Below are 24,151 nucleotides of genomic sequence, written 5' to 3'. Positions count from 1 at the left end.
TTACTAGCTTTCATCCATCAGCCATTGTTCGATGTCTGCAGCCCGCTGCGCATAACGCCGAAGGGCATGCAAGGTCCCGGTCACTTGTTCCGTCCCCAGCCGCTGTTCTTGATCGTCCGTGCAATCGATCCCCAGCGAACGTTTCAAGCTGTAGGCCAGCCAGCCCAACATGCCATGATAGCCGTTTGCCACAACAGCCTGCCAATTGCCTTGAAGGGTTCCGAAACTTTGTTTATAGGCGCGTACGAACGCCGAAAATTTAGCTTTGTCCAAGTCGCCCGTCTCGTCTTCCGACCAGTACACGGCGGTTTCGGACAGATTTTGCATCGGATTGACAGCACCCGACGCTTCCCAATCGATCAGGATCGGACCGTCTTGGTTCCACAGCACATTCTTCGCGTCCAAATCCAAGTGACTGATGACGGTGTCGGCGGCAAGCAATTGCGCCGCTTGATTCGCTTTGGCCTCCCATTCGTGCAGCTGGTCAATGGATTCCCCCATCGCGTCCACCCAGGGGGCAAGTTGGGACTGACCTTGCTGCAAGTAGGCGCTCCAATTCGTCGTTTTTGCTTGATTTAAACCAGCTGCCTCACGGTCTGCCGTCGTAAAATCCGTCCGATGGATATCCGCCAAAATCCCGCCTATCGTCTCGCAGTGATCGACCGTGATCTCGCTCGGCTTCAGGCTTCTTCCCTCGACCCAATCGAATACGAGATAGTATCGCCCATCTACTTGATGCACGGCAGTGCCGTTGAATCGCTTCGCGGGCAGAGCCGGCACGGCGTTAGCCGCGATCGCAGCAATTTGTTCCGAACGGATGAAGTTCGGCATCGCTTCGGGCCTCGTCATAATTTGAGGGTTCAGCGCTTTAACCGCGAATTTCCCCTGAGCGGTTTCTAGCGCATACATCCGATGCAGCAAGCCGCCTGTAACGGCTTGCGGCGGACGAATCAGCTCTCCTAATTGCAGCATCGCACACAGCCGGCCGAAACCCATGCCGCCCTGGTCCGATATCGTTTCAACCTGTTCGTTCATGCGCATCCCCTTAATTCATCTTGCATCAATTAGAAGATTATCCGGGACATCATCCGGGTCAGCAGGCCGATTTACAGCCATCGCCTCCGCCCACTTTATGGAGACGGAGCAACTCCATTATACTAGGCGATTACTTGAATTTGCTATCGGATACGTAATAGATTTTCTGCGTATTTTGCTTGTTCGCCGGGTCCGTCACGATCGTAAAATAAACGTTGCCGTTCTTGGTCTGCACGCCTTCGATTTCGTGTTTGCCTACGTTCATGATTTTCACGAGACTTTTGAATGCCCCTTTGTTCGACATCAACGCTAGCTGCGGAACCTGGCCTTCCGCGCCGCCTGACGTATAGAGCTCCGTTTTGCCCAGCATGTCGAGACCCTGGAACGACCCGTTCGGTCTGACGATTCCGCTGCCGGACTGCGTAAAGCTGGCGACGCAGGCGCTCTTCGCCGCCTTGCTGTCCAAGCGTACCTGCTCGCTGCCGTCGAGAAGCTTGTTCAAGGCAACCGTGTCGTAAATGGACCACGTGACTTTACCTTCCTTCGTTTGTACCCGAAAAATCGTGTGCGTGCTGTTGCCGCCGCCGTCGACGCGATAGGTGTCGCCGAGTCGCGCGCCGGTCCGATTGGCGTAATTCATATAGGTGATGCGGCGAAGATTCGTATAGTCGACCGTCTTGCCGGGCGAGTATTGCAGCCTGGCTACCTGGAGCGACCAGTAATAAGAGGTCGAAGGGTCCGACTTCGAGCTGAAATAGAAGTAATCGACGCCCTTGTACGTATACATATCGAGGCTTTGGCAGTGTCCCGAATTGGTAATGGCCATCTCGTTGACGTAGGAGGCGTTCTTGCCGCTGATGCGCAATCTGGAGAGATAGCATTTTCCGCCGGACCGCTGGGTGACGTACACGTATTTGGTCGCGATATACGCTTTTTGAACGGCCGCGTTGTGCTTCAGTCCTTTGAGATTGTACGCGAGCGCTGCCGAAGCGTTAACCGTTTTCCCGGGGGATGCCGCGATTGCGGGCAAGGCCGACAGGCTGAACATCAGGATGGCGAGCAGGACGGATGCGAGCATTTTCAGCGGCTTTCCTTTCGGTCCGGCTGCTTGAAGCTTAATCATAGCGATACCTCCGTTTTGAGTTATGAAATGAGTTCGTTATTCGCGAGGCTGCCATTGAACTGCTGAACGGCCCAAACGCGCTAATACTTACCCGATTTGGACAGATTTGAATAACCGATTCGAATAGCCTTAGAAAAAATTGCAGCAGTCGCATCCGTTAGTGGATCCAAATAAAAAACAGCAGCCGAGCATGAGGCGTCCGAAACGCCGATGCTCGCTGCTGTTTGTGGTTACGCGTTACGCGGGTTCTTTCGCTTTCGTGTCCGCGGACGGCTTGTCGCCTTTTTCCTTGATCATGCGGTTCTTGCATTTCTCGCGGATTTCCTCGTGCAGCTGTCTCGCCGACTTGCCTTCCGTCGAGATGCCGAGCTGCTTGGCCGTCTCTTGCATGCGAAGCATGCGTTGCGCCTTCTTCTGGGCTTTGAACTTCTCCCATTTCGCCGGATTGGCGTCGCGGGCGGCCTTCAATTCCTTATGCAGCTGCTCGGCGGTTTTGCCCTCCGTGGAGATGCCGAAATATTGCGCCGCTTCCGTCATGAATTCCAGCTTGCGGGCTTTACGCTCCTCGCGGTTATGGCCGTGGCCGCCAAAGCGCCAATGGTCTCGCTCCTGCTCATGCTGCGCCTGCAGCTGCTCGGAGGAAGGCGTCGCGGCTTGCGCGTGCATCGGCATTGCCGTCAATAGCAGCGCCGCGGCCGTTCCGAGCACTGCCGCTTGTTTGCGCCATGAAAATTGTTTCATCTCTAATCAGCTCCTTTCGCGGGCCATGCTTCGACCCATTCTGAGGTAGCTTGTCCATCGCGGAAATCTTTTATCCAACATTGCCCAATTAATTTCGACGCTACAGCTTCGCCAGTTCCGCCAAGAGCGCGTCCTTGTTGAAATGCTCGCCGATAAACACCGCTACGTCGTGCACGTCTCCCTGCGGCGTGATACGGATGAACTCCGTTTCGCGATAGGCGAACTGGAACAGAAACCGGCTGTTGGTGTCATTGAAGGTCACGATGCCTTTGGCTCGATACACGTCCGGCGGAAGCCCGTTCAATAGCTCCTCGAAGTCATGGCTGTTGATCGGCCCGGTAAAATAATGCGTCAGCGTCATTACATGGGCATGCGAGTCATGAGTGTGGCTGTGGTCGTGGCTGTGACTATCGCTGTGACTATCGCCGTGACTATGGCCGTGCTCATGGTCGTGATCGTGATGATGGCAGTCCGCTCCGCATGTATGGCTGTCTGAATCGTCTGCTGCTTGGCGCACTGTTGGCTGCACGACTGCAGGCTGATCTTCCGCAGGCGCATCGAAGATCGCAAGATCGATCACGCTGCGCACCGTCACCGTTAGCGGAGCGAACGCGTTCAGCTCCCGGACGAGCTGCTGCACCTCGACCAGTTCCTCCGGCTGCAGCTTGTCCGCCTTGTTCACGATCAGATCGGTCGCGCAGCGGATCTGCTCCTGCATCAGCTTGAACGTGCGCCCGCCGCGCTTGCTGCGCGCAAGAAGCTCGGGGCCGTCGACGACGGTGGCGATCGTACGCAAATCGATGCGCATCAACAGCGCGGCTTCCGTCACGGCGTCGATGATTTCCATCGGATTCGCCGCGCCCGTCGATTCGATCAGCACGACGTCCGGCGCGTGCTCGTCGACCAGCTCCTTCAGCTCTATGCCGAGATCGCCGCGAATCGTGCAGCAGATGCAGCCGCCGAGCATTTCGGCCATCGGCACGTCGCCGTCGATGAATTGGCCGTCCAGGTTGACGTCGCCGAGCTCGTTCATGATGACCGCCGCTTTGATGTCCTGCTCTTTATAGTAATCGATGACCTGGTTCAGCAGCGTCGTCTTGCCGCTTCCCAGAAAACCGGACAGCAAATGCACCGCGATCGCGCGGCTGTCCCGTCCCTTCGCTTCGTTGATCTGTTCTCCGCCTGATGGGGTCATACGCTTCTTCCTCTCTCGAATAAACTGGCACTATTATACCGTTCTCCGCCCGAATTTAACAGACGCGCCGAAATCGGTGTTATTTCGTACGCGAGCCGCATATTGTTCATGGATGTAAACCTTGGAGGGAGGGTGTGGCCAACATGGAGCAACATGCGATACCGGTGATCGTCCTGAGCGGCTTTCTGGGCAGCGGCAAAACGACCCTGCTGCTAAGGCTGCTGCAGCATGCCAAATCCAGCGGACTGCGCGCATCCGTGCTCATGAACGAGATCGGCGCCGTCGACGTGGACGGCACGCAGGTGAGCAGCGAATCCGCCTACCAGCTGCTGGAACGCATTACCGAAGGCTGCCTGTGCTGCAGCAAGCGAAGCGAGCTGGCGCAGTGCCTCGAGCGGCTGGCGCTCATGCGCCCCGACGTCATCGTGATGGAGCTGACGGGCGTAGCGAATCCGGAGGAAATCGTGGAAGCGATGACCGAGCCGTCCGTCATCGGCAAAGCGGCGCTGCATCGCATCGTCACCGTGCTCGACGCGGAGCATGCGCTTGACTATAACAGCATATTCTCCTCGGACCGGGAGCTGATCCGCACGCTGCGCCGGCAAATCGAGGTCGCCGATATCATCGTGGCCAACAAATTCGACTTGATCTCGAACCGTACCGCGGACAAAGTCCGAACGCTCGTGAAGGATCGCAACGGCTCCGCCATGTTCGTCAGCGCGGTACGCTGCGAGCTCGATGCGGCCGCCGTCTTCGAAGGCATCTCGGCCCCGGCCGAACGGCGGCAGCCCGTTATAACCGGCACGCGGCCGTCCGCCTCAAGCGCGCGCACCGCGGCAGGGTCCGCGGGCTTGCCGCAGGCAGCGGCGCCGCGCGGCGGCAGCGCGTTCGCCGGCGCTGCCGGCGGCGCGGCTTCGCAGCCGGCCGTGCGCGTTAGCGCGGGGGCGGCTGGAGGCGGCGCATCCGGCGGCGTTGCCGGCAACGTTTCCGGCGGCGCATCCGCTGCCGCAGGCAGCGGGCAATCCGCAGCGGGTAAGTCCTCGCGCGGGAATGCGGCTGCGGCTGCGGCATCCGGCAGTTCGTTCTCGCGTATTCGCACGGCCGCCATCTATCCCGATGAGGCAGCGGCGGGTATCACCCGCCGACAATTCGAAGCCTTCCTCGGCGGTCGGGGCAACGTCTGCCTGCGCGCCAAAGGCTATATGCCGTACGGCAAGGACGGCCGCCTGATGCTGTTCCAGCTGTCGGGCAAGCGGCTCGAATGGTCGCCGAGCACCTACGAAGGCGCGCCGTATTTCGTTATGATCGGCATCGATTTGGATGAAACCAAGATCAAGCAGGAATGGGAGCGGCTCGCTCGCAAATAGGGACAGCTCACCAATATTCGGCGCGGGAGGCGACGCAATTTGCCTTCCGTGCCTTTTTTCACAACCGTGTCGCCTTGCGGGGCAGGAAGGAATTCGCCGGCGCGCGGGGAACTACATATATGAAGCACGTTCACATTCTGCTCCCGAGCACCAAGAGAGGTCCCTTTCATGCCGGTTAATCTTGTGTATTTTCTGCTCTTCTACTTCTTCTTCTACATGGGCAACGCCGTTTACGGCACGTTTATTCCGCTATACTTCCAGCACGCCGGCTTCACGCAGTCGCAAATCGGAACCCTGCTCGGCCTTGGACCGCTGATCGCGATATTGGCCCAACCGTTCTGGGGACTGCTGAGCGATCGCGCGAAGACCAAGAACAGCGTCCTTATTCTGCTGCTCGTCTGTACCGGACTCTCGTCGCTGCTCTATCCGCTGACCAGTAATTTTATGCTGCTGCTGCTGATCATCTGTATCTTTACGTTCTTCCAATCCTCGATCTTCCCGCTCAGCGATGCCGTCACGCTGGAGGCGCTGGATAAGCGCGGACGAGGGGATTTCAGCCGCATCCGCCTTGGCGGTACGGTAGGCTTCGCCATCATGTCGATTGTATTCGGTATCCTCGCCGAGAAACGCATCGATCTCTTGTTCGGCGTATATGCCGGGCTGCTGGCGATTTGCTTGCTGCTCGTGCTGCGCTTTCCGGCGATCGAAGGCCATCAAGCGAGAAGCCGCCGGCGAGTGTCCGTATGGGGGCTGATGCGCAACCGCAAGCTGATGCTCTGCATCGGCGCGAATTTCGTTTTTCAGGTAACGCTGGGCTACTATTACGCGTTCTTCCCGCTCTACTTCAAGGAGATGGGCGGAGACAGCGCCTGGCTCGGCTGGTCCATGGTCATCTCGTCCTTAAGCGAGGTCCCGTTTCTGCTGCTGTCGAGCCGTATTTTCAAACGGTTCCGAACCTGGCATATCCTCCTTGGCGCGGGAGCGGCCGCGGCGCTGCGCTGGTACCTGTTCTCGGCGATCCACAGTCCGGTCTGGCTCCTGCCGACGCAGGCGCTGCACGGGCTGATCTTCATCGTGCTGACGGTTACCATGGCCAACTTCATCAACAAGGAAGTGCCGAGCGAGCTGAAAGCCAGCGGGCAAACGCTGAACGGCCTGATCACCATGGGCCTCGCGCGCATCATCGGCAGTCTGGTCGGCGGCGTCGGCAGCGAAGCGTTCGGCATGCGTAACATGTTTTTCTACAATTCGCTGGCTGCCGTCTTCTGCGTCCTCGTGTTCGCGCTCGTCTTCCGGTCGCAGGAGCGGAAGGAAGCGGCTGAGGCACGGCTCGCTAGCTGAGCGGCCTTTCACGCCTAACATGCATTCGTCCGATGAAGCGAATAGGCGATCTTGCAGCGCAATTGGTCATTCACATTCGGTGCACCCTATACTCCGTCAAGAGACACCCTCAGCAACGCAACAAAGCCCGGCGACCCCCGCCGGGCTTTGTTGTTACATTCTAATGCTAGGCTTCGAAATATCCTCTCGCATACGCCACGCTGCCGCCAGACTCCATGTACACATGCTTCAAATTCGGCCGATGCACGATGTTGGACACGTAGTAATAGAGCGGAAGGATGACCATATTGTCGATCAACAGCTTCTCCGCCTTGGCATAAAGCTGCGTTCTGGCCGCGATATCGGTCGTTCGGTTCGCTTGCTTGAGAATGTCGTCGTAGGCCGGGCTGCTCCAGCCGGAATCGTTGTCGGCGCTCCAAGACGCGAAATACGTAAGGAAAGTCGCGGGATCGTTATAATCGGCGCCCCATCCGGCCCTTGCGATATCGAAGCGCTGCTCGTGGCGGTTCTTCAGCAGCTCGCCCCATTCCTGCACCTTGATGGAGGCCGAGACGCCCAAATTACGCTTCCACGCTGCGGCAACCGACTTCGCGATCGATTCGTGAACGCCCGCGTTCATGATAATCGTAATCGGAGGCAGTTCCTTCAACCCCTCTTCCGCCAAGCCTTTCGCCAAAAGCTTCCGCGCCGCCGCCGCGTCTTCCGCGAAATACGCGCCGTCGGGTACTTCGTCGCGGAAGGATTGCTTCGCTCCCGCGATTCCGTTCGCAACGAAGCCGAACGCCGGCGTCCCGAAGCCGATCGAATGGCGATCGATTGCCATGGCCAGCGCTTTGCGTACGTTTAGGTTCGTAAAGGGCCGTTTGTTCAAATTGATCTGATAATAGTACGTGGAGGCTAGAGGCATGAGCGCCATGTCTTGGCTCAACGGCTTGCCTAGTTTGACCGGGATATCGGACATGTCCATACCGGTAGCGTCGAACCAGTCGATCCGGCCGCTTACATATTTGCTCGCCTGCGATTCTCCCGTAGATGCGTCAAACCGAACGTTGGCAAAATGAATGGCGGCGGCGTCATAGTAGTCCGCGTTCTTGGCAAGCTTCACTCCGTCTTCGTCCCAAGCCTTCAGCTTGAAGGGACCGTTGGTCGCGACGGTTCCGGGCCGCTGTGCCCACTGCGGGTTGGCCTTCGCCTCCGGCGCATACACGGGATCGAAGATCGGTTCCGCCAGCATGCGCGGAAAATACGCGATCGGCTCCTTCAACGTCACCTGCAGCGTATGCTCGTCGATGGCTTTGACGCCGACCTTGGAGGTATCCTTCAGGGTTCCCGCGTTGTACGCCTCTGCATTCTCCAAGACGAACAGCTTATAGACCACAGGCTTGTACGATGCCGGCGCGAGGCTGTTCTTCCAAGCATATTCAAAGTCCGAAGCTTTCACCGGCTGCTTGTTGCTCCACCTTGCGCCGGAACGAATCGTAAAGGTATATGTCTTCCCATCGGCCGAAACCTTCCAACCGGTCGCCATGCCCGGAAATGGCCTTTCCCGATTCGTCGAGCCGGACCAGACCCTCGAACAGCCCGCCCACGACCGAAGCGGTTTCCGAATCGGCGGCATCCGACGGATCGAGCGAAGACGGACTTGAATACGAACCGATCGCAAGCTGCTGCTTCCAGTTTGGCGCAGGTACGGAGCTCGCTCCGGCCCCGGCCGCTCCGACTCCGAGCACGCCCGCCAATAATAACTTTAATCCAATCACGATATATCCTCCCATGCTGTCTAATCATCCAAAACTATATCATGCATAGGAGGTCGTTGGTAGAAGAAACTAAGCCCAGTCTCCGGGCCATGCAACGCTGAAAAGGACCTCAGGCCCGCCAAAGCGGTGAACCCCGGGTCCTCTTTCATTACGGACAGCTGCAGCTGAAAACCAATAAAACCTATAATCTAAACCTAATATCTAAAAGACGCTATCTAAAAGCTGCTATCTTAAAGCTACTTTCTTAAAGCTACTTTCTTAAAGCTACTTTCAAAAGCTACTTTCAAAAGCTACTATCTAAAACCTAAAATAAGCCTTCGCGTTGTGATAACAAACGCCCTGCACGATCTCCCGCAGCAGCTCCGGATCGTTCGGCGCTTCGCCCTGCTCCACCCATTCGCCGAGCAGATTGCAGAAGATCCGGCGGAAATATTCATGCCGCGTGTACGACAGGAAGCTGCGGGAATCCGTCAGCATGCCGACGAAACGGGGCAGCAGCCCCATATTGCCGAGCGATTTCAGCTGCTCCAGCATGCCGTCCTTCGTATCGTTGAACCACCAGGCGGCGCCAAGCTGGATTTTGCCCGGGATGCCTCCGCCCTGGAAGCTGCCGATGAGCGCGGCCAGCACGTTGTTGTCCGACGGATTCAGCGAATAGACGATCGTGCGCGGCAGTTGGTCGTCGGCGTCCAAACGGTCCAACAGCCGGACGAGCGCCACCGCCACCGGGCTGTCTCCGATGGAATCGAAGCCGGTATCCACCCCGAGCGTTCCAAGCCTGCGAGCGTTGTTGTTGCGATGCGCATTCATATGATACTGCATGGACCAGCCGAGCTCCGCATACAGCCGTCCCAAGAACAGCAGCGTATACGTCTTGTACTTCCGCTCTTCCTCCAGCGTTACGCCTTCGCCGAGCAGCGCTTTCTCATAAATAAGAGTCGTCTCCTCATGCGTCGTCTCCGCCCAAGGCACGTAATCCAGCGCATGGTCGGATACCCGGCCGCCGACGGAATGGAAGAACCTCGCCCGCGTCTCCAGCGCATGCAGCAGATCGTCGTAATTCGCCAGCTTGCGTTCAGCCGAATCGCCTAGCTTCTCGAGATAGCCGAGAAACGCCGGACGGTTGATTTCCAGCGCCTTGTCCGGACGGAAGGATGGGAGCACGCGGAAGCCTAACTTCGCCTCCTGCTCCGCGAGCAACTGGTGATGCTCCAGCGAATCGGCCGGGTCGTCCGTCGTGCACACGACCTCGACGCCCGCTCCCCGGATAAAATCCTGAACGGAGAAGCCGCCGCCCTGCAGCTTGGCGTTCGCTTTCTCCCAAATGACCGGCGCGTTCCGTTCGTTGATCAGCTCCTCGATGCCGAACAGCCGCCGCAGCTCGAGATGCGACCAATGGTAGAGCGGATTGCCTACCGTCATCGGCACCGTGCGGGCGTAAGCCAGGAACCGGTCGTAGTCGCTGACGCCTTCGCCGCCGGTAATATATTTCTCTTCGACCCCGTTCGCGCGCATCGCCCGCCATTTATAATGATCGCCGTACAGCCATACCTCCGTCAGGTTGGCATAGCTGCGATTCTCGTAGATCTCCTGCTGGCTCAAATGGCAGTGGTAATCGATAATCGGCATGTCGGCCGCGTATTCGCGGTACAATTGCTTGGCAGTCTCGTTGTTCAGCATAAAGTCGTCATCCATAAACGCTTTCATAATCGAGCAGACACCATCCTTTGGGCAATCATATATTGCCAGCATACCGCAACATTTGCCCTGAATCGCGGCTTTTCTTGCTCAATGCCATTCAAACTTCACTTATTTTGCGATAAAATCAAACGGAATAGGCAGGCTGCAAGTTCGCCACGGCATGTCTGCAATCTCGCGAACGAATGGAGGAAACGCCATGAAGCTCATACCGGATCAACCCGTCACGTTCGGCGACGAGGAAGGGGATTTCTATATCCACCAGGTGCATCGGACGAAGCCGTTCGGGCGCGTAAACCATTTCCATCCTACCTACGAAATCTACTATTTGCAATCCGGCGAGCGGGTGCATTTCATCGACCGTCGGACCGTTCGGCTAACGGCCGGCGATCTCGTCCTCGTCAATAAAGGCGTCGTCCATAACGCTTCCGATATCGGTCCGCCGGAGCATGAGCGCATCGTCATTAATTTCAGCGACGCTTTCCTCGGCGCGGCCCATCCGCTGCATGACCCGCTGCTCCTTGAACCATTCGCGCAGCAAGCCTGCGTGCTGAAGCTAAGCTCGCAGGAGCGCGTCTTCGCGGAACAGCTGCTCGCCAAAATGGTCGCCGAAGCCGCCCAGCAGCGACCCGGCCGCGAGGTCTATCTGCGCGTGCTGCTCACGGAGCTGCTGCTGTTCGCCGCGCGCCATCCCGTCGACGAGCGGCCCGAAGACGGCGGACAGCGCGACTCGCTGCATCGGAAGATCACCGAAGTTGCCGCGTTCATTGGCGGCAGCTTCGAGACGAAGCTTACGCTCCCAGACCTGGCCGGACGATTCTTCGTCAGCCCGTATTACCTCAGCCGCTCCTTCAAGGCGGTGACCGGTTTTACGCTGATCGAATACGTGAATTTGACCCGCATTCGCGAGGCGCAGCGGCTGCTTCGGGAGACGAACCTCAAGGTCATCTCCGTTGCGGAGCGGACCGGCTTCGAAAGCGCGGGTCATTTCGACCGCATGTTCAAGAAGCTGACGGGCACGACGCCGCTGCTGTATCGGAAGCTGAACCGGCTGTAAACGGGGCGCAGCAGGACGCTAAGACACGTGACAGCTTGTGCGCATGGACCGCACAGCAGTAGTTTCATGTCATTTTATCTAACATCTTCATCTAGCCAATCGCCGCCGATTACGCTATACTTCTAGCAATAGCTTACCCAGCGATGAAGCGAGGTGCATAGTAAAGTGAATCCGCGTTTGCTTGTAGTTGTCAGCATCTTCTTTATCGGATACGGAATCGTCGATATTTTGTTCGTGAATTATGTCCTCGGCGTCGCGCTGCTGCTCATTGGCGTTTGGATGAACGTCAGTGCGTATAAGAAGCGTAAAGCGGCGCGCGCAGCGAAGGAATAGCGTTCTCAGAAAGAGTCTGCAAGGTCGCCACTTGCATAAACCGATCGCTTAACTGAATGCCATTATGTTTGAATCCATGTTTAACCCCGCAGCCTCGACTAGGAGGCTGTTTTTTTTGGTTTGGTTCTAGTGGATGTATTTGGAACAAATTGGATTGTCGCTTCGTCTGCATAATTGAACGGAGGGATTCCATGATTCGTAAATGGCTGCCTATTTTCGTTGCGATTGCCTTGTTGTTGAGTGCGTGCAGGATAGGAGACAACAAATCGAAGCTGAGCGATTCGCCTCCTCTGCCGCAAGTCACCGCTAATGGAAAAGCCATTAAGGTGTATCAGAGCAGTTACTGCTGGGGTTATGAATGCGCGGATTATGTCAGCGCCGAAGAAATGCTAAAGGATAAAGAGAAAGACGCCGTGGCCGCAAATGCTAACATGATGTTTAAGTACGAAGGAAAACAGCCGACCGAGACCAGCCTGACTCAATTTCATGACGGCGTCTACAAGCAAATAGCGATATCCGAAAATTCCTTTCAAGCTCCCGGAGAAAAAGGAATCTACTACTACGCGCTGTCCGCCACATGGCTGAAAAACAAAAATAAGCGCATTGCCGAAGGGGATTCCAGCTCCGTGTTCGTTATTGAAATCACCGGTGGTCCGGATGGGACCGCCGGCGAAGTCGAGGGATGAATCGGGGCATTCACCCTAGTCCTGGCTTAAAAATCTGCTGAATAGCAGCTTTTTAAATCTCCTATAGTCAAAAAACATTGGAAAGCTGCCAAACAACAGCTTTGGCGCCTTCCTTCGTGGTGATTTGGTTCTGAAAGCAGCTAGATAGCAGTTTTTCAAGCTTCAGGCAGTCCAATTAGGTCATAAAGCTGCAAAACAGCAGCTTTCGTACCTTCCTCGGTGGCGGCTTGGCCTGGAAAGCTGCTAAATAACGGCTTTCCCTCGCTATGTAGTGGCTTGGGCGTTTAGATAGGTGGGTTGTATGCACGTCACCAACCTTAGGCCGTCGAAATATTGGGGACTATCATCGCCCCACGGAAGCCGCCGTCGCCTATCTCGCAGCGACGGCTCGCAAACGTTGAATCAACAAAAAAACGGAGCGCCCGACTTCTGCCCAGTCGGCGCTCCGTTTTTTGTGCCGGCAAGTGCTGGCCGCAATGCAATGCCTCACTCCAACAGCCGCAGCATCTGCACGACCGGCCGCCCGTCCCCGCTCAGCCGGATTTCGCGGCTGCGCAGCTGCGAGGAGCCGTCGCCGTCGAGGAAGATGCCGCCGGAGAGCTTGCCCGCCCCGATCCGCTCCAGGATCGCGGAACGGAAATCGGCGAGCGTTCCTTTCGTCGTGCTGACGACGAGATACAGGCTGCCGGCGTCGTCGTAGACGGCCGCGGAACGGAGCCGCTTGTCATCGATATTCGGCGCCTGCTCCGCTTCCGCCTGCGCCAGCCACCTATCGTCTTGGCCAAGGCTCATGGAGATTCCGCCCTGCGCCCAGTAACGCGAGCGGTCCGTGACGCGCAAATCCGCCGCGGAGCTGACGGTCTGCACGCTCAGCTTTCCCGCCGCTCCGTCCCACACGAGCGTTCCGCGCGCGTACTTCGCATTGAGATCGCCCGCTCCGTAGACATTCGGCGCCGCATTGACGGGCATGTCGTCCACGACGGCGATGCTGAGCAGCGACTCCTGGAAGAAGAAGCCGCCGTTCACGCCGTAATACGGTCCGACCGCCACGTTCTTATGGATCGACGCGGGACGGACGTTATCCGGACGCGTCATCAAAACATGCAAGTCCATGCCGTTCGCAGCAGCTACCTCGCTATAGCTATAAGCATGAGGCATGTTCAGCTCGTCATCCTTCGGCTGGCCGCCGAAAGGACGAACCAGCAGGAATAACACGGCACCGAGCATGAATACAAAAGCAAACCCGCCGTAGAGGACGGGCACGAGCAGCGATTTATTCTCTTGCGGCGCCTTGCCGCGCGCGTCTTCAACAGCGGTCGGTTTATCCGTCATTTCTTCTGACCTCGTAATTCCATGGATATGATGCTTAGCTTCCTACATTGTAAAGGAATTCATCGGCAGCGTCACGGCCCTTCCGCGACAGGCCATTCCGAGAAATGCCAGCATACCCCTGACGGGTCGATGAGATGCACTTCGCGCTTCCCCCAAGGATAATTCGTCGGTTCCTTTGCCTTGATCCGGTATGCCCCGCTCTGCGAGATGGCTTGAATGCGGGTCCACCAGCCGTCCAAATCCTCGACTGCCAGCTCCAGCATGAACTGATCCTGAACCGCTTGGTCATGGAAGTTCTGCAAATAAAACTCCTGATCGCCAACCCGGAACAGGCTGATCGATTCGTCCGCGTACCGTTTCTCGAACCCCAGCTCCTCGAAGAATCGCTGCGTGAGCGCGTAATCCTCCCCCGACGGAACGAAAGGTCTAAGCTTACGCGCGTCCATCTGCGTCTGCCTCCCGGGACGGCCATAGGCTTCCGAACCAATCGAATGCGAGCTTCCCCGAAATCTCGTGATCGCCCTCGAACCGATCGTACGCCAGCTGCGTCTCCGCATCCAGCAGATCATAAATACTGCTGAGTTTGTCCACCGCCTCATCGGCGGCATGCAGCGGGAAGATGTGATCTCTCGTGCCGGCTTCGATCAACAGCGGCCGGGGAGCGATCAAGCCGATCAGGTCCGGCATCTCGGCGAGCTGCGACAAGCCCGGAATGAAATTGTCGATGCAGTGAGGGACGGCCAAAACGCTCGCTTGGAACGTATTGGCGTAGCCGCTGACGACGGCGGCCGACAGCCGCTCATCGATCGCTGCGGCGAATGCCGAGACCAGCCCGCCGCCGGAAATGCCCATGCAGCCGATCCGATCCGCCGCCACGTCTCCGCGCGCAAGCGCGTAATCCACGCAGCGCAGCGTCTCGAACACGCGGTGGCCGGCCATCGTCTGCCCCATAACGAGCAGATTCGTGGACAATCTGTAGCACGAATCTCCCTTCTCGGCATCCTCGGCGAGCTTGCGGTCCCCGAAGCCGAGCAGCTCGGGCACGATGACCAGATGGCCGCGCCGCACCAGCTCTACGGCAAAGTTCTTCTGATAGCCCGCCGCGTCGCCCGTCTTATCCGTACCATCCGGATTCAAGCCGACGAGATCTCGGCTTCCGTAGCCATGACCGTGAATGGCAATGACCGCGCCTCGCTCCGGCTCGTACGCCTTCGGGATCAAGACGTACGCCGGCATGAACAGCGGACCGTACGTCGCGATGCTGATTCGTTCCCTTGTATAATCGCCGCAGTCCACCGACTCCAGCAGCTCGGGCGAGAGCTCCCGCTTCCCGTCCGGTTCTACGAGCAACTGCGCGAACCGCTCCCGCAGACGCTCCCGCCAAGCCTGCCATTCCTCGCGCGTTTGGGCGCTGAAGCGCTCCTCCGGCGCAATCGCAACCAAATGCTCCAAATACCCGTCCATCTTCCACATGGCCGAATCCCTCCCAGGGTGAATGCGCTCGTTACACGCTCTGAACCTTGTTCGCGGTCGGCGGCGGAACTCCTGTCTCGCGCGGAAATTATCCCGCGCTTCCGCTCTGCGAACGGGCGGCCCGCCAAGCGTCAAGCTGGCGCTGCACCTCGGCCCGCAGCTCGTCGACGCCCGCCTGCCGAAGCTCCTGATTGAACTTCGGCAGCTCCGTATCGACATCCACGCTGCCGGTCATCAGGCTGGGAAAGTATTTGTCCCAGACCATCTGGATGTTCTGCATCTGGATCGGCATGCGGGACAAATCCGGGGTAAAACCAAGCGTGCTCGAATTGACGGCTTCCTTGTTGCCGGCGCGGAATTGATCCCATTTGTCGAGCGGATCCGGAAACTCGCCGCCCATCGTCTTCAAGATGAACCAATTGCCCTGCGTGTACTGCACGCCCGCATAGCTCCGCGGCGCGTCCGGGATCGGGTTGCCTTTGCTGTCCTTAGGCGAGATCGGCACCACCTGGCCGTTGCGGTCCAAGGTGTAGTGCACGCCTTCGATGCCGAAATTGAGCAGGTTGCGCACTTCGGGATCCGTATTCAGCAGATTGAGAAACTTGACGGACTCGACCGGATGCTGCGTATCCGCGCTGACGGCCATGACCCCTCCCCGGATCGATGTCGTCGTAATCAATGCAGGCGTTACAGGGTAAGCCACCAGCTTGTAGCCGCGATCCTTGCTCCAGCTATTCTCCGACAGCGGACCGCCTCCCGCGGCTTTCCAGAAGACCTTCGCGCCTCGCTCCAGCCCTTGACTCTCCCTCATGGCCGCATCTTCATTGATATAGCCCGCCACATAATAGCGTCGAAGGATGTCCAGCACTTTCCGGGCTTCCGCGGTTTCGAATATATTCACGACCTTGGCATCGGGATCCGTGGCCTTCACCATCAACGGAAGCGGTTTATCCGATAAGTACTCGTAGCCGTCCATAGCAAAGAAATTCTGAGAGCCCTTGTCCAGCTCCATCGGCTGATACGACGGTTCCTTCTGCTTGATCATCTTCAGCAGCGGTTCGAGCGAAGCCAAGGTGGTGTACTTCGAGATGTCGATGCCATACTTCTTGATCAGCGCAGCCGGGTACATCCACTGATCGCGTACGGCCAACTCCTTGTTGGTCGGCACGCCGTAGATGCCGCCGTCATCCATTCGCACCCCTTGCCAGAAGAGCGGATCGATCGCATCGTACATGTCCTTCCCCACATTGGACAGATAGTCGTTCAGTTTCAGCCACGCGCCGCGCTGCGCATACGTGGTGTACTCCGGCGCGAACGCGATGTCGAAGGGCGTGCCTGCCGAGACGAGCGTATTCAGCCGGGCTTCGTACTCCTGCCACCCCACCTTGATGTACGTGACGGTGACGCCGATTTTCTTGACCAAAATCTCGTTGAGCTTGTCGTTGACCATCCGCAGGTCCGGATCGGGATCCCCGATCGTGTAATAGATCAAATTCACCGCGGTGCCGGACGATACGGGATTCTCGCGATTATCGGATCCGGAGAAGCAGCCCGCAAGCGGCAGCATCAGCATAGCGACAAGCACGCAGCCGGCGGCGAGACGAATCCGTTCCCGTCCCTGTTCCCGCTCAAGCTGCCGTTTCTCCCCCTGTTCCCGATCCTGTTCCCGATCCCGCTTCCAATTCCATTTCGATGATGCCCATGTCCATAGTTGTCGCATCGACCGCTATTCCTTCTTTCGCAAATCCGATGGCGATTTGCCGAAGTACGCTTGGAAATGGGAGTAAAAATAGTTGGCGTTCGGGTAGCCGACGGAAAGCGCGATATTCGCGATCTTCTCGTCGGTGTTCTGAATGTGTTCCTGGGCCCGGAGCATCCGGTAGGCCATCAAATACTCCGAGAACTTCATCTGCGCCTCCTTGAGGAACAGCTGCCCGAGGTACGTCCCGTTCATGCGAAAACGTTCTGCAACCGATTTCAGGTTGATGTTCTGATCGTACTCCGCCTTGACGATCAGCAGAATGCGATTGGTCAGCTTGGACAGGCTGTCGTAGCGCACGCCGAGCACCGGATCCACGTCTTGGTCGCCGCGGTCCGCGCCTTCGAGCGTGCCGTGCCAATCCTCCACGATGATCCGCTCGACCAGATGCTGAAGCTTCGTGCGATCCACGGGCTTGAGCAGATAGTCCTTCGCCCCGCAGCGCAAGGCCTCCAGCGCATACTGGAATTCGCCATAGCCGCTCATGATAATATATTTCGCCGGGAGCCGCAGCTCATTGAGCTTATGGATCGCGTCATAGCCGCGCTTCTTGCCGATGCAGACGTCGAAGATCGCCAGATCGGGCATGAATTCCACCGATTTCGATATCGCGCCCTCGTACGTCTCGCTCGTCTCGATCTGCCCGAAGCCGTACTTCTCCCAATCCAGCGATGCCTTCATTCCCTCCAAAATCTGCGGCTCGTCATCGACGATGAGCAGTTTGTACATCTCGAATCGCCCCCTTGGATAGGATAACGGATATTTTGACGCCGGCTTGCTCGTTATTGTCGATGGTCATGAAGAACCCCTGCCCATAGAAGAAATGGAGCCGGGTATATACATTGCGAAGGCCGATGCTCTGCGTATTCGCGTCGTCGTCTCTGGCAAGACTGCTCCGGATCTCGGCCAAGCGCTCTTCGGAGATCCAGTTCCCGTTGTCCGAGATCTCCAGCACGAAGCGCTCCTCTTCCTCCCAGCCGCTGACGACGATCAGGTTGAACTCGCTCTCCGGGTTAAACCCGTGAATAAAGAAGTTTTCCGCAAGCGGCTGCATCCAGAACTTGACCGTCGGCAGGGCAAGCAGCGAATCTTCCACGTTGACCTGATAGTAGAATCGGTCCGGATATTTGAACTCCATGATTTTCAAGTACTTCTGAAGCAGCGCCATCTCTCCGCCGAGCGTAATGATGTTCTCGTTCTTCACGATATCCCGGTACAACGCGCCAAGGGTGGTAATGGCATCCGCCGTGTCGGAAGCTCGGTTCACGAGCGCGAAGGAACGAATCACTTCAAGCGTATTATACAGAAAATGAGGATTAATCTGATGCTGAAGCGCCTTCATCTCGGTCTCCTGCTGCTTGAGCTTCAACAAGTAATTGGTGCGGATATGCCGATCGAGCTGATGGATCATGTCATCGAGCTCCCGTGCGATCATGCCGTACTCATTGCGCCGGTAGCTGGCCTGGTGAACAGGCGTGAAATCCGCGGACTTTACGCGTCCGATGGAATTGATGATCCGACGCAGGAAGTTCGCGTCCTCGCGCAGGTTGTACACGATGAGCAGCAGCACGCTGATCATCGCGGCGAGCACGATAAGAAACACGATGAGCAGCACGTCGGCCTTCTGACGGATCAGCGAAGCCAGGTCCACGATGCTGACGAATTGATAATCGAACTCGGTGGACTGGAAGGTTACGAAATACGCCCGGTCCAGCAAGCCCGTCGACAGAAAGCCATGGCTTCGGCCGTCCGCCGCCGCCCGGCGAACCAGCTCCTCGGTACTGCCGCGGTTGCTGCCCGAAATGAGATACACGTCTCCGGAACCGCTGACCGCCGCGGCTTCGTTCAAGGCGTATTGCTGCGCCGTCTTGAATATCCGGTCGCTGCTGACGAGGAACCGGAATTCGCCCAGCTGGCGGGATATCCGATTCGGATCCGAGAGCTTCTTGCGATAGACGAAGCCGCTCTGAATCGACTCCTTGAACGTAGGGTCCGCGTTCGGCAGCCGGAACTTGAAGCTCGTATTCCCGTTGCTGTCGAACCGCACGACATTTCCTTCATCCGCCGTATGCAAACTGACTTGCGTGATATCTCCCTGTCCCCCGCTGCTCAGAAAGGACTTCAAGTCGTCGGGGAAGGAGACGAGCGGCCGATTATAACGGCTGTCCTGAAGCCTGTTCGTCAAGTAACCCTGCGCGCTGTTGCCGAGGAAATTACGAATATCGGTTACCAGTCCGTCATTGGAGTAGACCCGCTGCATGTAAGCTTCGATGCGGTCGGCATCGAATTGCAGCGTATTTTCAACCCGCGAGAAGGCCCCGTCAGCCTCATTCCGCGAGCTGCCCACCCATTGGTCCAGCAGCACCGCGCAGGTGAGCGCGCCTACCGCCAAGCCGATGAACACGACGAATATCGCATAGGCAATGAATTTGCCGCGGTAGATCTTGATCTGCATAAATGAACGCATGCGGCGTCTCCTTTGCACCAGGCTTTTGTCGTATCCCACCGCTCAACCATATAACGTCATGCGGCCTAAATCAAATCCGCGGAACAGAAAACCCGAACGGCATAATCCGTTCGGGTCTTCTGGATGCCAATCGCATGCACGATTTATTTGAAATAAGCGTCGATTTGCTCTTGAGCCGCTTTCGTAATCGCGTCCATGCCGGCTGCTTTCATTTCCGCCACGATTTTCGGAACTACTTTCTCCGGATCGGAGGCGCCTGTCATCAGTTCATAACGATATTTGTCCCATACGGCTTTCGTATTGGCTACTTCCGTGCTCAGCTTGCTGATATCCAGCGCGAAGCCCAGCGTAGTCGAGGACGTTGCTTGATCGTTCAGCTTGCGTACTTGGTCCCATTGATCGACCGGAGCGCCTTTCGTGACGGCCAGATCGAAGAACGTACCTTGCGTATACGCTGCCAGCGGCCATGTATCCGTTTTGCGCTCGATGACTTTCTCGCCGTCCACGTTGTCATAGTCGACGCCCAGCTCGCCGAAGGCCAGCATGTTGCGCAGCTTCGGATCGGTGTTGACCAGCTGCAGGTATTTCAGCGCTTCGCTCTTATATTTCGAGTTGGCCGAAATCGCGTTCAAGGAGCCTTGGATCGTGCTCGTCGTGTAGATCGGTCCGAAGATTTGGAACATGTCGTATTTCGCTACGCCTTCGTTGATCTGCCAGCTTGCTTCCGCACCCGGGAACGCTTGCGCTGCGAAGAACGGGCGAGCTTTGTCCGCTTCCGTCTTCGTCGGCGCGTCAGGGTTGATGATGCCGTCTTGGTACCATTTGTGCAGCAGCTTCAGCCCGTCCATGACGTCCGGCTGTTCCAGAACGGACACGACTTTGCGGGAAGCGTCGTCGGCTTTTACGCCGATCGGAGGCAGACCCAACGTCATATCGTCGTAACCGTTAAAGAAGCCGTTAAAGCCGTCGCCTTGCGTAAGCGGCATCGGATAGAAGCTTTTGCCTTCTCCGGCCTTGATATCGTGGAGCGGCTTGTCGAGATCCGCCAACGTTTTGATTGCGGTCGTATCGATCTTGTACTTCTGTACATACTTGTCATCGAATACCCAATATTGCGTCAAGGAAGAGTCCTTGTACGTCGGGACGGAATACACTTTGCCGCCGACTTTCGTGCCGTCCCAAACCTTCTCGGGAATGAGCTTGTAGAGGTCAGGCGTCTCGCTTTGCACCAGGTCGGTCAGGTCGGCAAAAGCACCCATGTTCACTTGCTGGTTGTACTTGCCGTTGTTCGTGAACATGATGTCGAACGGTTCGCCGGTGTTCACGATCGTGTTGATCTTCGTGTCCCAGTCGCCCCAGCTCGCTACTTTGATATCGACTTTCACACCGATCTTCTCGGCCGTGTATTCGTTCATGGCTGCGATCGCTTTGTCGAAGTTAGCCGGCACTTGGCCGCCGATCGTCCACCATACCAGCGTAGGCACATCGCCGGAATCGGCAGGCTTGTTCGAATTCGTGCCGGCGTTGGCGTTCGTCCCGGCGTTGGCGTTCGTGTTGGCAGGCGTGTTATTCGACTCGGAATTGGAATTCGAGTTGCCGCAACCCGCAAGCGCGGTTGTCAGGAGCGCCGCGGCGCTGACTGCAAGCAATCTTTTCTTTGTCTTGTTCATGTACATTTCCTCCCTATAATTCTTGCTTGTTCCCGCCTTCATCATTGTGCGGCGGGTATCATAAACGAGGCAAAGCCAGGTTTATTTCGGAATGCATTTGTTAACCTTTCACGGCGCCGACCGTCAGACCGGAAATGAAGTACTTCTGGAAGAACGGATAGGCGACGGCCACGGGAACGACGATGACGATGGCCACGGCCATACGCGCGGATTCCTTCGGCATGGTGGCGACGAGCTCCGCATAGCTGATGCCCATGGTGGACGCATTCTTCGCCAAGGCGTCGACGTTGCTCATCAAGCTGTTCAGCAGCGCCTGCAGCGAGTACAGGTCCTGGTTGTTGATGTACAGCATGGATTGGAACCAATCGTTCCAATAAGAGAAGCATAGGAACAATCCGATGGTAGCCAGCACCGGCAGCGAGATCGGCAGCACGATCGAGAAGAAGATGCGCAGCTGGCTCGAGCCGTCGATTTCGGCGGACTCGATCAGGGCATCCGGAATGGTGCTCCTGAAGAAGGTTTTGCAGATGATGACGTTGAAGGACGAGACGGCCAGCGGCAGAATGAGCGCCCACACCGTATCCTTCAGGCCCAGCAAATTCGAGTTGATGTAATAGCTGGACACCAGGCCGCCGTTGAACACCATCGGGATGAAGACGATCCAGGTCAGAAAGCCCTTCATCTTATAATTCGGCCTGGAGAGCGCGTAGCCCATCGTCGTCGTAAGCATGACGCCAAGCACGGTGCCGACGCCGGTGACGAGCACCGAGATGCCGAGCGCCTTCGTGATCATCGCCCCTTGCTCGGCGATATAGCGATAAGCGTCTCCGGAGAACGCCGCCGGGAAGAGATGGTACCCGCTGCTGCGAATCGAATCCTCGCTCGTCAGCGATACGGACAGCACCACAAGGACGGGCACGAGGCAAAGCAGCGCCAGTATGATGAAGATGAGATTGAAAACAATGTTCGTTCCGGTTCCGATCCGGTTGAATTTGTCCAGACCCGTTTCGTATTTCGCTTTTGCAGACATATTTCGCTTCCTCCCTTTACATCATTGCGCTCTCTCGGTCTACGCGACGAACGACCCAGTTGGCAATCAGAATGGTCACACAACCCATCACGGATTGTACGAATGCGGAAGCCGAAGCCATGCCTACCGTAGCGGTCTTAAGCTGCTTGTACACGAGAACGTCGATGGTCGTCGCTACGTTGAACAGCGAGTTGGAATCCCGCGGCACTTGGAAGAACAGCCCGAAATCCGTGTAGAAAATGCGGCCCACGGCCAAGATGAACATCATGACGATGACCAGCTTCATGAGCGGAAGCGTAATGTATCTCGCTTGCTGCCACTTGGAAGCGCCGTCGATGACCGCGGCTTCGTAATACGTGCTGTCGATGCCGGTGATGGTCGCCAGATAGACAACCATGCCGTAGCCGAGGCCTTTCCAAATGTTCATGAACACGAGGAAGTACGGCCAATATTTCGGTTCCATGTACCAGTTCACGGGATCCTTGCCCAGGCTGCCCAAGAACTGATTGGCGATCCCTTTGTCGAAGCTCAGGAACGCCCAAGCGACGGCGGATACGACGACCCAGGATAGGAAGTACGGCAGGAACATCATCGTTTGATACAATTTTCCGGCCTTGCCGCTGTGCAGCTGACCGATCATCAGAGCCAATGTAACCGGTACCAAAATACCCATGACGATGAAGATCAAATTGTAGCCGAGCGTATTGCGAATGACGACCCAAGCGTCGTTCGACTTGAACAGAAATTCGAAGTTTTTGAAGCCGGACCACTTGCTGTTGATGACATTGCTCAGGAAGCCCCCGTGGATCTTGAAATCCTTAAAGGCGATAATGAGGCCGAACATCGGCAGGAAACAAAACAAGATGTACCAGATCGTTGTCGGTAAGGCCAGAAGCGTCAGTTCGGTATCCTGCGTGCGCCAGCGCGTCCGCAAGCGTTTTCGCCCGCTCTTCTTGTCCATGTTAGCCACTCCTTACGTTTGTTCAAATTCTAGTGTGTACACGCTTTCAGATTCCGGTAAGCTCTTTGGCCGACATCCGTGCGGCTTTCGAGCCTGCGCCGATCCGATTTGCGCGGTTACAGCGCCTAAGTAAGCGGTATTCCCAATAATCACTATCCAACTTTTGTCGCTAATTCCATATACAGCGTGATCAAATTCATATATAGCGCAATCAATTCCAGCTGCTTGTTGTTATTGTAAAGAATTCGAACCCCTCCATTCTAGACAACAAACATGAGACCGCAGTCAACAAACGTTAGATTTGTAGGAATAAAGTTGGAGGATGCCAAAAAAAAGAAGCCCTCGACCATCATCATTCGACAGTTTGAAGGCTTCCTCCGGCAACAAGGGGCATGATCGGCTGAGGTTCTTTTCGCGAACACGTATTCGAGGATACATTCGTCCGAATGCCAGGGGCATCAACTAAAATCAGAGTTGGTGGATGATCTAAATAAATGCAACTATGCATTTATTTCGTGATAAATGGATGATTTGCGATAAATAAGTGCAAATATGCAGCTAATTTCATGCATTCGCGCTGATTCATGTGTTTCTACGCGAATTAAGTGCAGATTTGCATTTATTTTGAATGTAGTCGGTGGATGAAGAGAAATAAGTGCAGATTTGCCGTTATATCAAGTTAGAGGCGGCACGATAGCCTTGTGTCGGACTAGCAGTGTGACACGGGACCGAAGCACCAGGGGAGCGCTCATCGGCGTCAAGCGCAAGCGCCGGCATGCCGAAGGAGAGCGACTTTGGTGCGAAGCACCACGGGAGCGCTCATCGGCATGGCCGGCACTGAAGCGCAGCTGCTATAGCCGTCAGCGCCAAGCGCATTCCATGCCCCTGGCCGATAGGCCAAGCGCAAACGCCGGCATGCCGAAGGAGAGCGACTTTGGTGCAGAGCACCACGGGAGCGCTCATCGGCATGGCCGGCACTGAAGCGCAGCTGCTATAGCCGTCAGCGCCAAGCGCATTCCATGCCCCTGGCCGATAGGCCAAGCGCAAGCGCCGGCATGCCGAAGGAGAGCGACTTTGGTGCGGAGCACCACGGGAGCGCTCATCGGCATGGCCGGCATTGAAG

General features: G+C 56.7%; 21 protein-coding genes. 5 read left to right on the top strand and 16 right to left on the bottom strand.

Annotated features, from left to right (window positions below; genetic code table 11):
- Positions 1 to 3: 3 nt before the first annotated feature.
- From AC0YNU_RS24620 to AC0YNU_RS24605, 4 genes are all read right to left on the bottom strand, one after another.
- Positions 4 to 1,035 (bottom strand): phosphotransferase, encoded by a 1,032-nt coding sequence (locus AC0YNU_RS24620; protein ID WP_475761332.1) that lies wholly within the window; start codon positions 1,033 to 1,035, stop codon positions 4 to 6.
- A gap of 130 nt (positions 1,036 to 1,165) precedes the next feature.
- Entirely contained in the window at positions 1,166 to 2,158 is a 993-nt protein-coding gene (locus AC0YNU_RS24615; protein WP_475761331.1) for a hypothetical protein, read from the bottom strand.
- Between the two features lie 237 nt (positions 2,159 to 2,395).
- Positions 2,396 to 2,899: a hypothetical protein gene (locus tag AC0YNU_RS24610; protein ID WP_475761330.1), complete on the bottom strand. Its 504-nt coding sequence runs from the start codon at positions 2,897 to 2,899 to the stop codon at positions 2,396 to 2,398.
- Positions 2,900 to 2,999: 100 nt separating this feature from the next.
- Complete coding sequence (locus AC0YNU_RS24605) at positions 3,000 to 4,094, bottom strand: CobW family GTP-binding protein (protein WP_475761329.1); 1,095 nt, start codon at positions 4,092 to 4,094, stop codon at positions 3,000 to 3,002.
- A gap of 143 nt (positions 4,095 to 4,237) precedes the next feature.
- Between AC0YNU_RS24605 and AC0YNU_RS24600 the strand changes: the two genes are divergently transcribed.
- Together AC0YNU_RS24600 and AC0YNU_RS24595 are read left to right on the top strand one after the other, a co-directional pair.
- Positions 4,238 to 5,461, top strand: coding sequence for a CobW family GTP-binding protein (locus AC0YNU_RS24600; RefSeq protein WP_475761328.1), 1,224 nt, complete (start codon positions 4,238 to 4,240; stop codon positions 5,459 to 5,461).
- Between the two features lie 168 nt (positions 5,462 to 5,629).
- Positions 5,630 to 6,802 (top strand): MFS transporter, encoded by a 1,173-nt coding sequence (locus tag AC0YNU_RS24595; RefSeq protein WP_475761327.1) that lies wholly within the window; start codon positions 5,630 to 5,632, stop codon positions 6,800 to 6,802.
- A 166-nt stretch (positions 6,803 to 6,968) separates the two neighbouring features.
- Here AC0YNU_RS24595 and AC0YNU_RS24590 read toward each other — a convergent pair whose 3' ends face one another.
- From AC0YNU_RS24590 to uxaC, 3 genes are all read right to left on the bottom strand, one after another.
- Positions 6,969 to 8,330, bottom strand: a complete 1,362-nt coding sequence (locus tag AC0YNU_RS24590; RefSeq protein WP_475761326.1) for a peptide ABC transporter substrate-binding protein — start codon at positions 8,328 to 8,330, stop codon at positions 6,969 to 6,971.
- Entirely contained in the window at positions 8,224 to 8,562 is a 339-nt protein-coding gene (locus AC0YNU_RS24585) for a hypothetical protein (RefSeq protein WP_475761325.1), read from the bottom strand. The genes AC0YNU_RS24590 and AC0YNU_RS24585 overlap by 107 nt, the downstream gene beginning before the upstream one ends.
- 297 nt (positions 8,563 to 8,859) lie before the next feature.
- Complete coding sequence (uxaC, locus tag AC0YNU_RS24580; protein ID WP_475761324.1) at positions 8,860 to 10,269, bottom strand: glucuronate isomerase; 1,410 nt, start codon at positions 10,267 to 10,269, stop codon at positions 8,860 to 8,862.
- 190 nt (positions 10,270 to 10,459) lie between these two features.
- Here uxaC and AC0YNU_RS24575 point away from each other — a divergent pair, with 190 nt between their 5' ends.
- The 3 genes from AC0YNU_RS24575 (at position 10,460) to AC0YNU_RS24565 (ending at position 12,336) form a co-directional block, all read left to right on the top strand.
- Positions 10,460 to 11,317: a helix-turn-helix transcriptional regulator gene (locus AC0YNU_RS24575; RefSeq protein ID WP_475761323.1), complete on the top strand. Its 858-nt coding sequence runs from the start codon at positions 10,460 to 10,462 to the stop codon at positions 11,315 to 11,317.
- Between the two features lie 165 nt (positions 11,318 to 11,482).
- Positions 11,483 to 11,650: a hypothetical protein gene (locus tag AC0YNU_RS24570; RefSeq protein ID WP_161698522.1), complete on the top strand. Its 168-nt coding sequence runs from the start codon at positions 11,483 to 11,485 to the stop codon at positions 11,648 to 11,650.
- Positions 11,651 to 11,841: 191 nt separating this feature from the next.
- The gene (locus AC0YNU_RS24565; protein ID WP_475761322.1) at positions 11,842 to 12,336 is read left to right on the top strand and encodes a hypothetical protein; all 495 of its coding nucleotides are present in this window, start codon (positions 11,842 to 11,844) and stop codon (positions 12,334 to 12,336) included.
- Positions 12,337 to 12,822: 486 nt separating this feature from the next.
- Here AC0YNU_RS24565 and AC0YNU_RS24560 read toward each other — a convergent pair whose 3' ends face one another.
- The 9 genes from AC0YNU_RS24560 to AC0YNU_RS24520 form a co-directional block, all read right to left on the bottom strand.
- On the bottom strand, positions 12,823 to 13,668 hold the full coding sequence (locus AC0YNU_RS24560; protein ID WP_475761321.1) for a hypothetical protein: 846 nt from the start codon (positions 13,666 to 13,668) through the stop codon (positions 12,823 to 12,825).
- A gap of 71 nt (positions 13,669 to 13,739) precedes the next feature.
- Entirely contained in the window at positions 13,740 to 14,114 is a 375-nt protein-coding gene (locus tag AC0YNU_RS24555) for a VOC family protein (protein ID WP_475761320.1), read from the bottom strand.
- The gene (locus tag AC0YNU_RS24550; RefSeq protein ID WP_475761319.1) at positions 14,101 to 15,141 is read right to left on the bottom strand and encodes a dienelactone hydrolase family protein; all 1,041 of its coding nucleotides are present in this window, start codon (positions 15,139 to 15,141) and stop codon (positions 14,101 to 14,103) included. The genes AC0YNU_RS24555 and AC0YNU_RS24550 overlap by 14 nt, the downstream gene beginning before the upstream one ends.
- Positions 15,142 to 15,229: 88 nt before the next feature.
- The gene (locus AC0YNU_RS24545) at positions 15,230 to 16,861 is read right to left on the bottom strand and encodes an ABC transporter substrate-binding protein (protein WP_475761318.1); all 1,632 of its coding nucleotides are present in this window, start codon (positions 16,859 to 16,861) and stop codon (positions 15,230 to 15,232) included.
- 6 nt (positions 16,862 to 16,867) lie between these two features.
- Positions 16,868 to 17,629, bottom strand: a complete 762-nt coding sequence (locus AC0YNU_RS24540) for a response regulator transcription factor (RefSeq protein ID WP_475761317.1) — start codon at positions 17,627 to 17,629, stop codon at positions 16,868 to 16,870.
- The gene (locus tag AC0YNU_RS24535) at positions 17,604 to 19,367 is read right to left on the bottom strand and encodes a sensor histidine kinase (RefSeq protein ID WP_475761316.1); all 1,764 of its coding nucleotides are present in this window, start codon (positions 19,365 to 19,367) and stop codon (positions 17,604 to 17,606) included. Before AC0YNU_RS24535 ends, AC0YNU_RS24540 begins: the two co-directional genes overlap by 26 nt.
- Positions 19,368 to 19,510: 143 nt before the next feature.
- Positions 19,511 to 21,037, bottom strand: coding sequence for an ABC transporter substrate-binding protein (locus AC0YNU_RS24530; protein ID WP_475761315.1), 1,527 nt, complete (start codon positions 21,035 to 21,037; stop codon positions 19,511 to 19,513).
- 100 nt (positions 21,038 to 21,137) lie between these two features.
- Positions 21,138 to 22,067: a carbohydrate ABC transporter permease gene (locus tag AC0YNU_RS24525; protein WP_475761314.1), complete on the bottom strand. Its 930-nt coding sequence runs from the start codon at positions 22,065 to 22,067 to the stop codon at positions 21,138 to 21,140.
- Between the two features lie 16 nt (positions 22,068 to 22,083).
- Positions 22,084 to 23,028, bottom strand: coding sequence for an ABC transporter permease (locus AC0YNU_RS24520; RefSeq protein ID WP_475761313.1), 945 nt, complete (start codon positions 23,026 to 23,028; stop codon positions 22,084 to 22,086).
- Between the last annotated feature and the right edge of the window lie 1,123 nt (positions 23,029 to 24,151).

Source organism: Paenibacillus sp. J31P316, from assembly GCF_056269105.1.
This window is presented reverse-complemented; position numbering and strand designations above follow the sequence as displayed.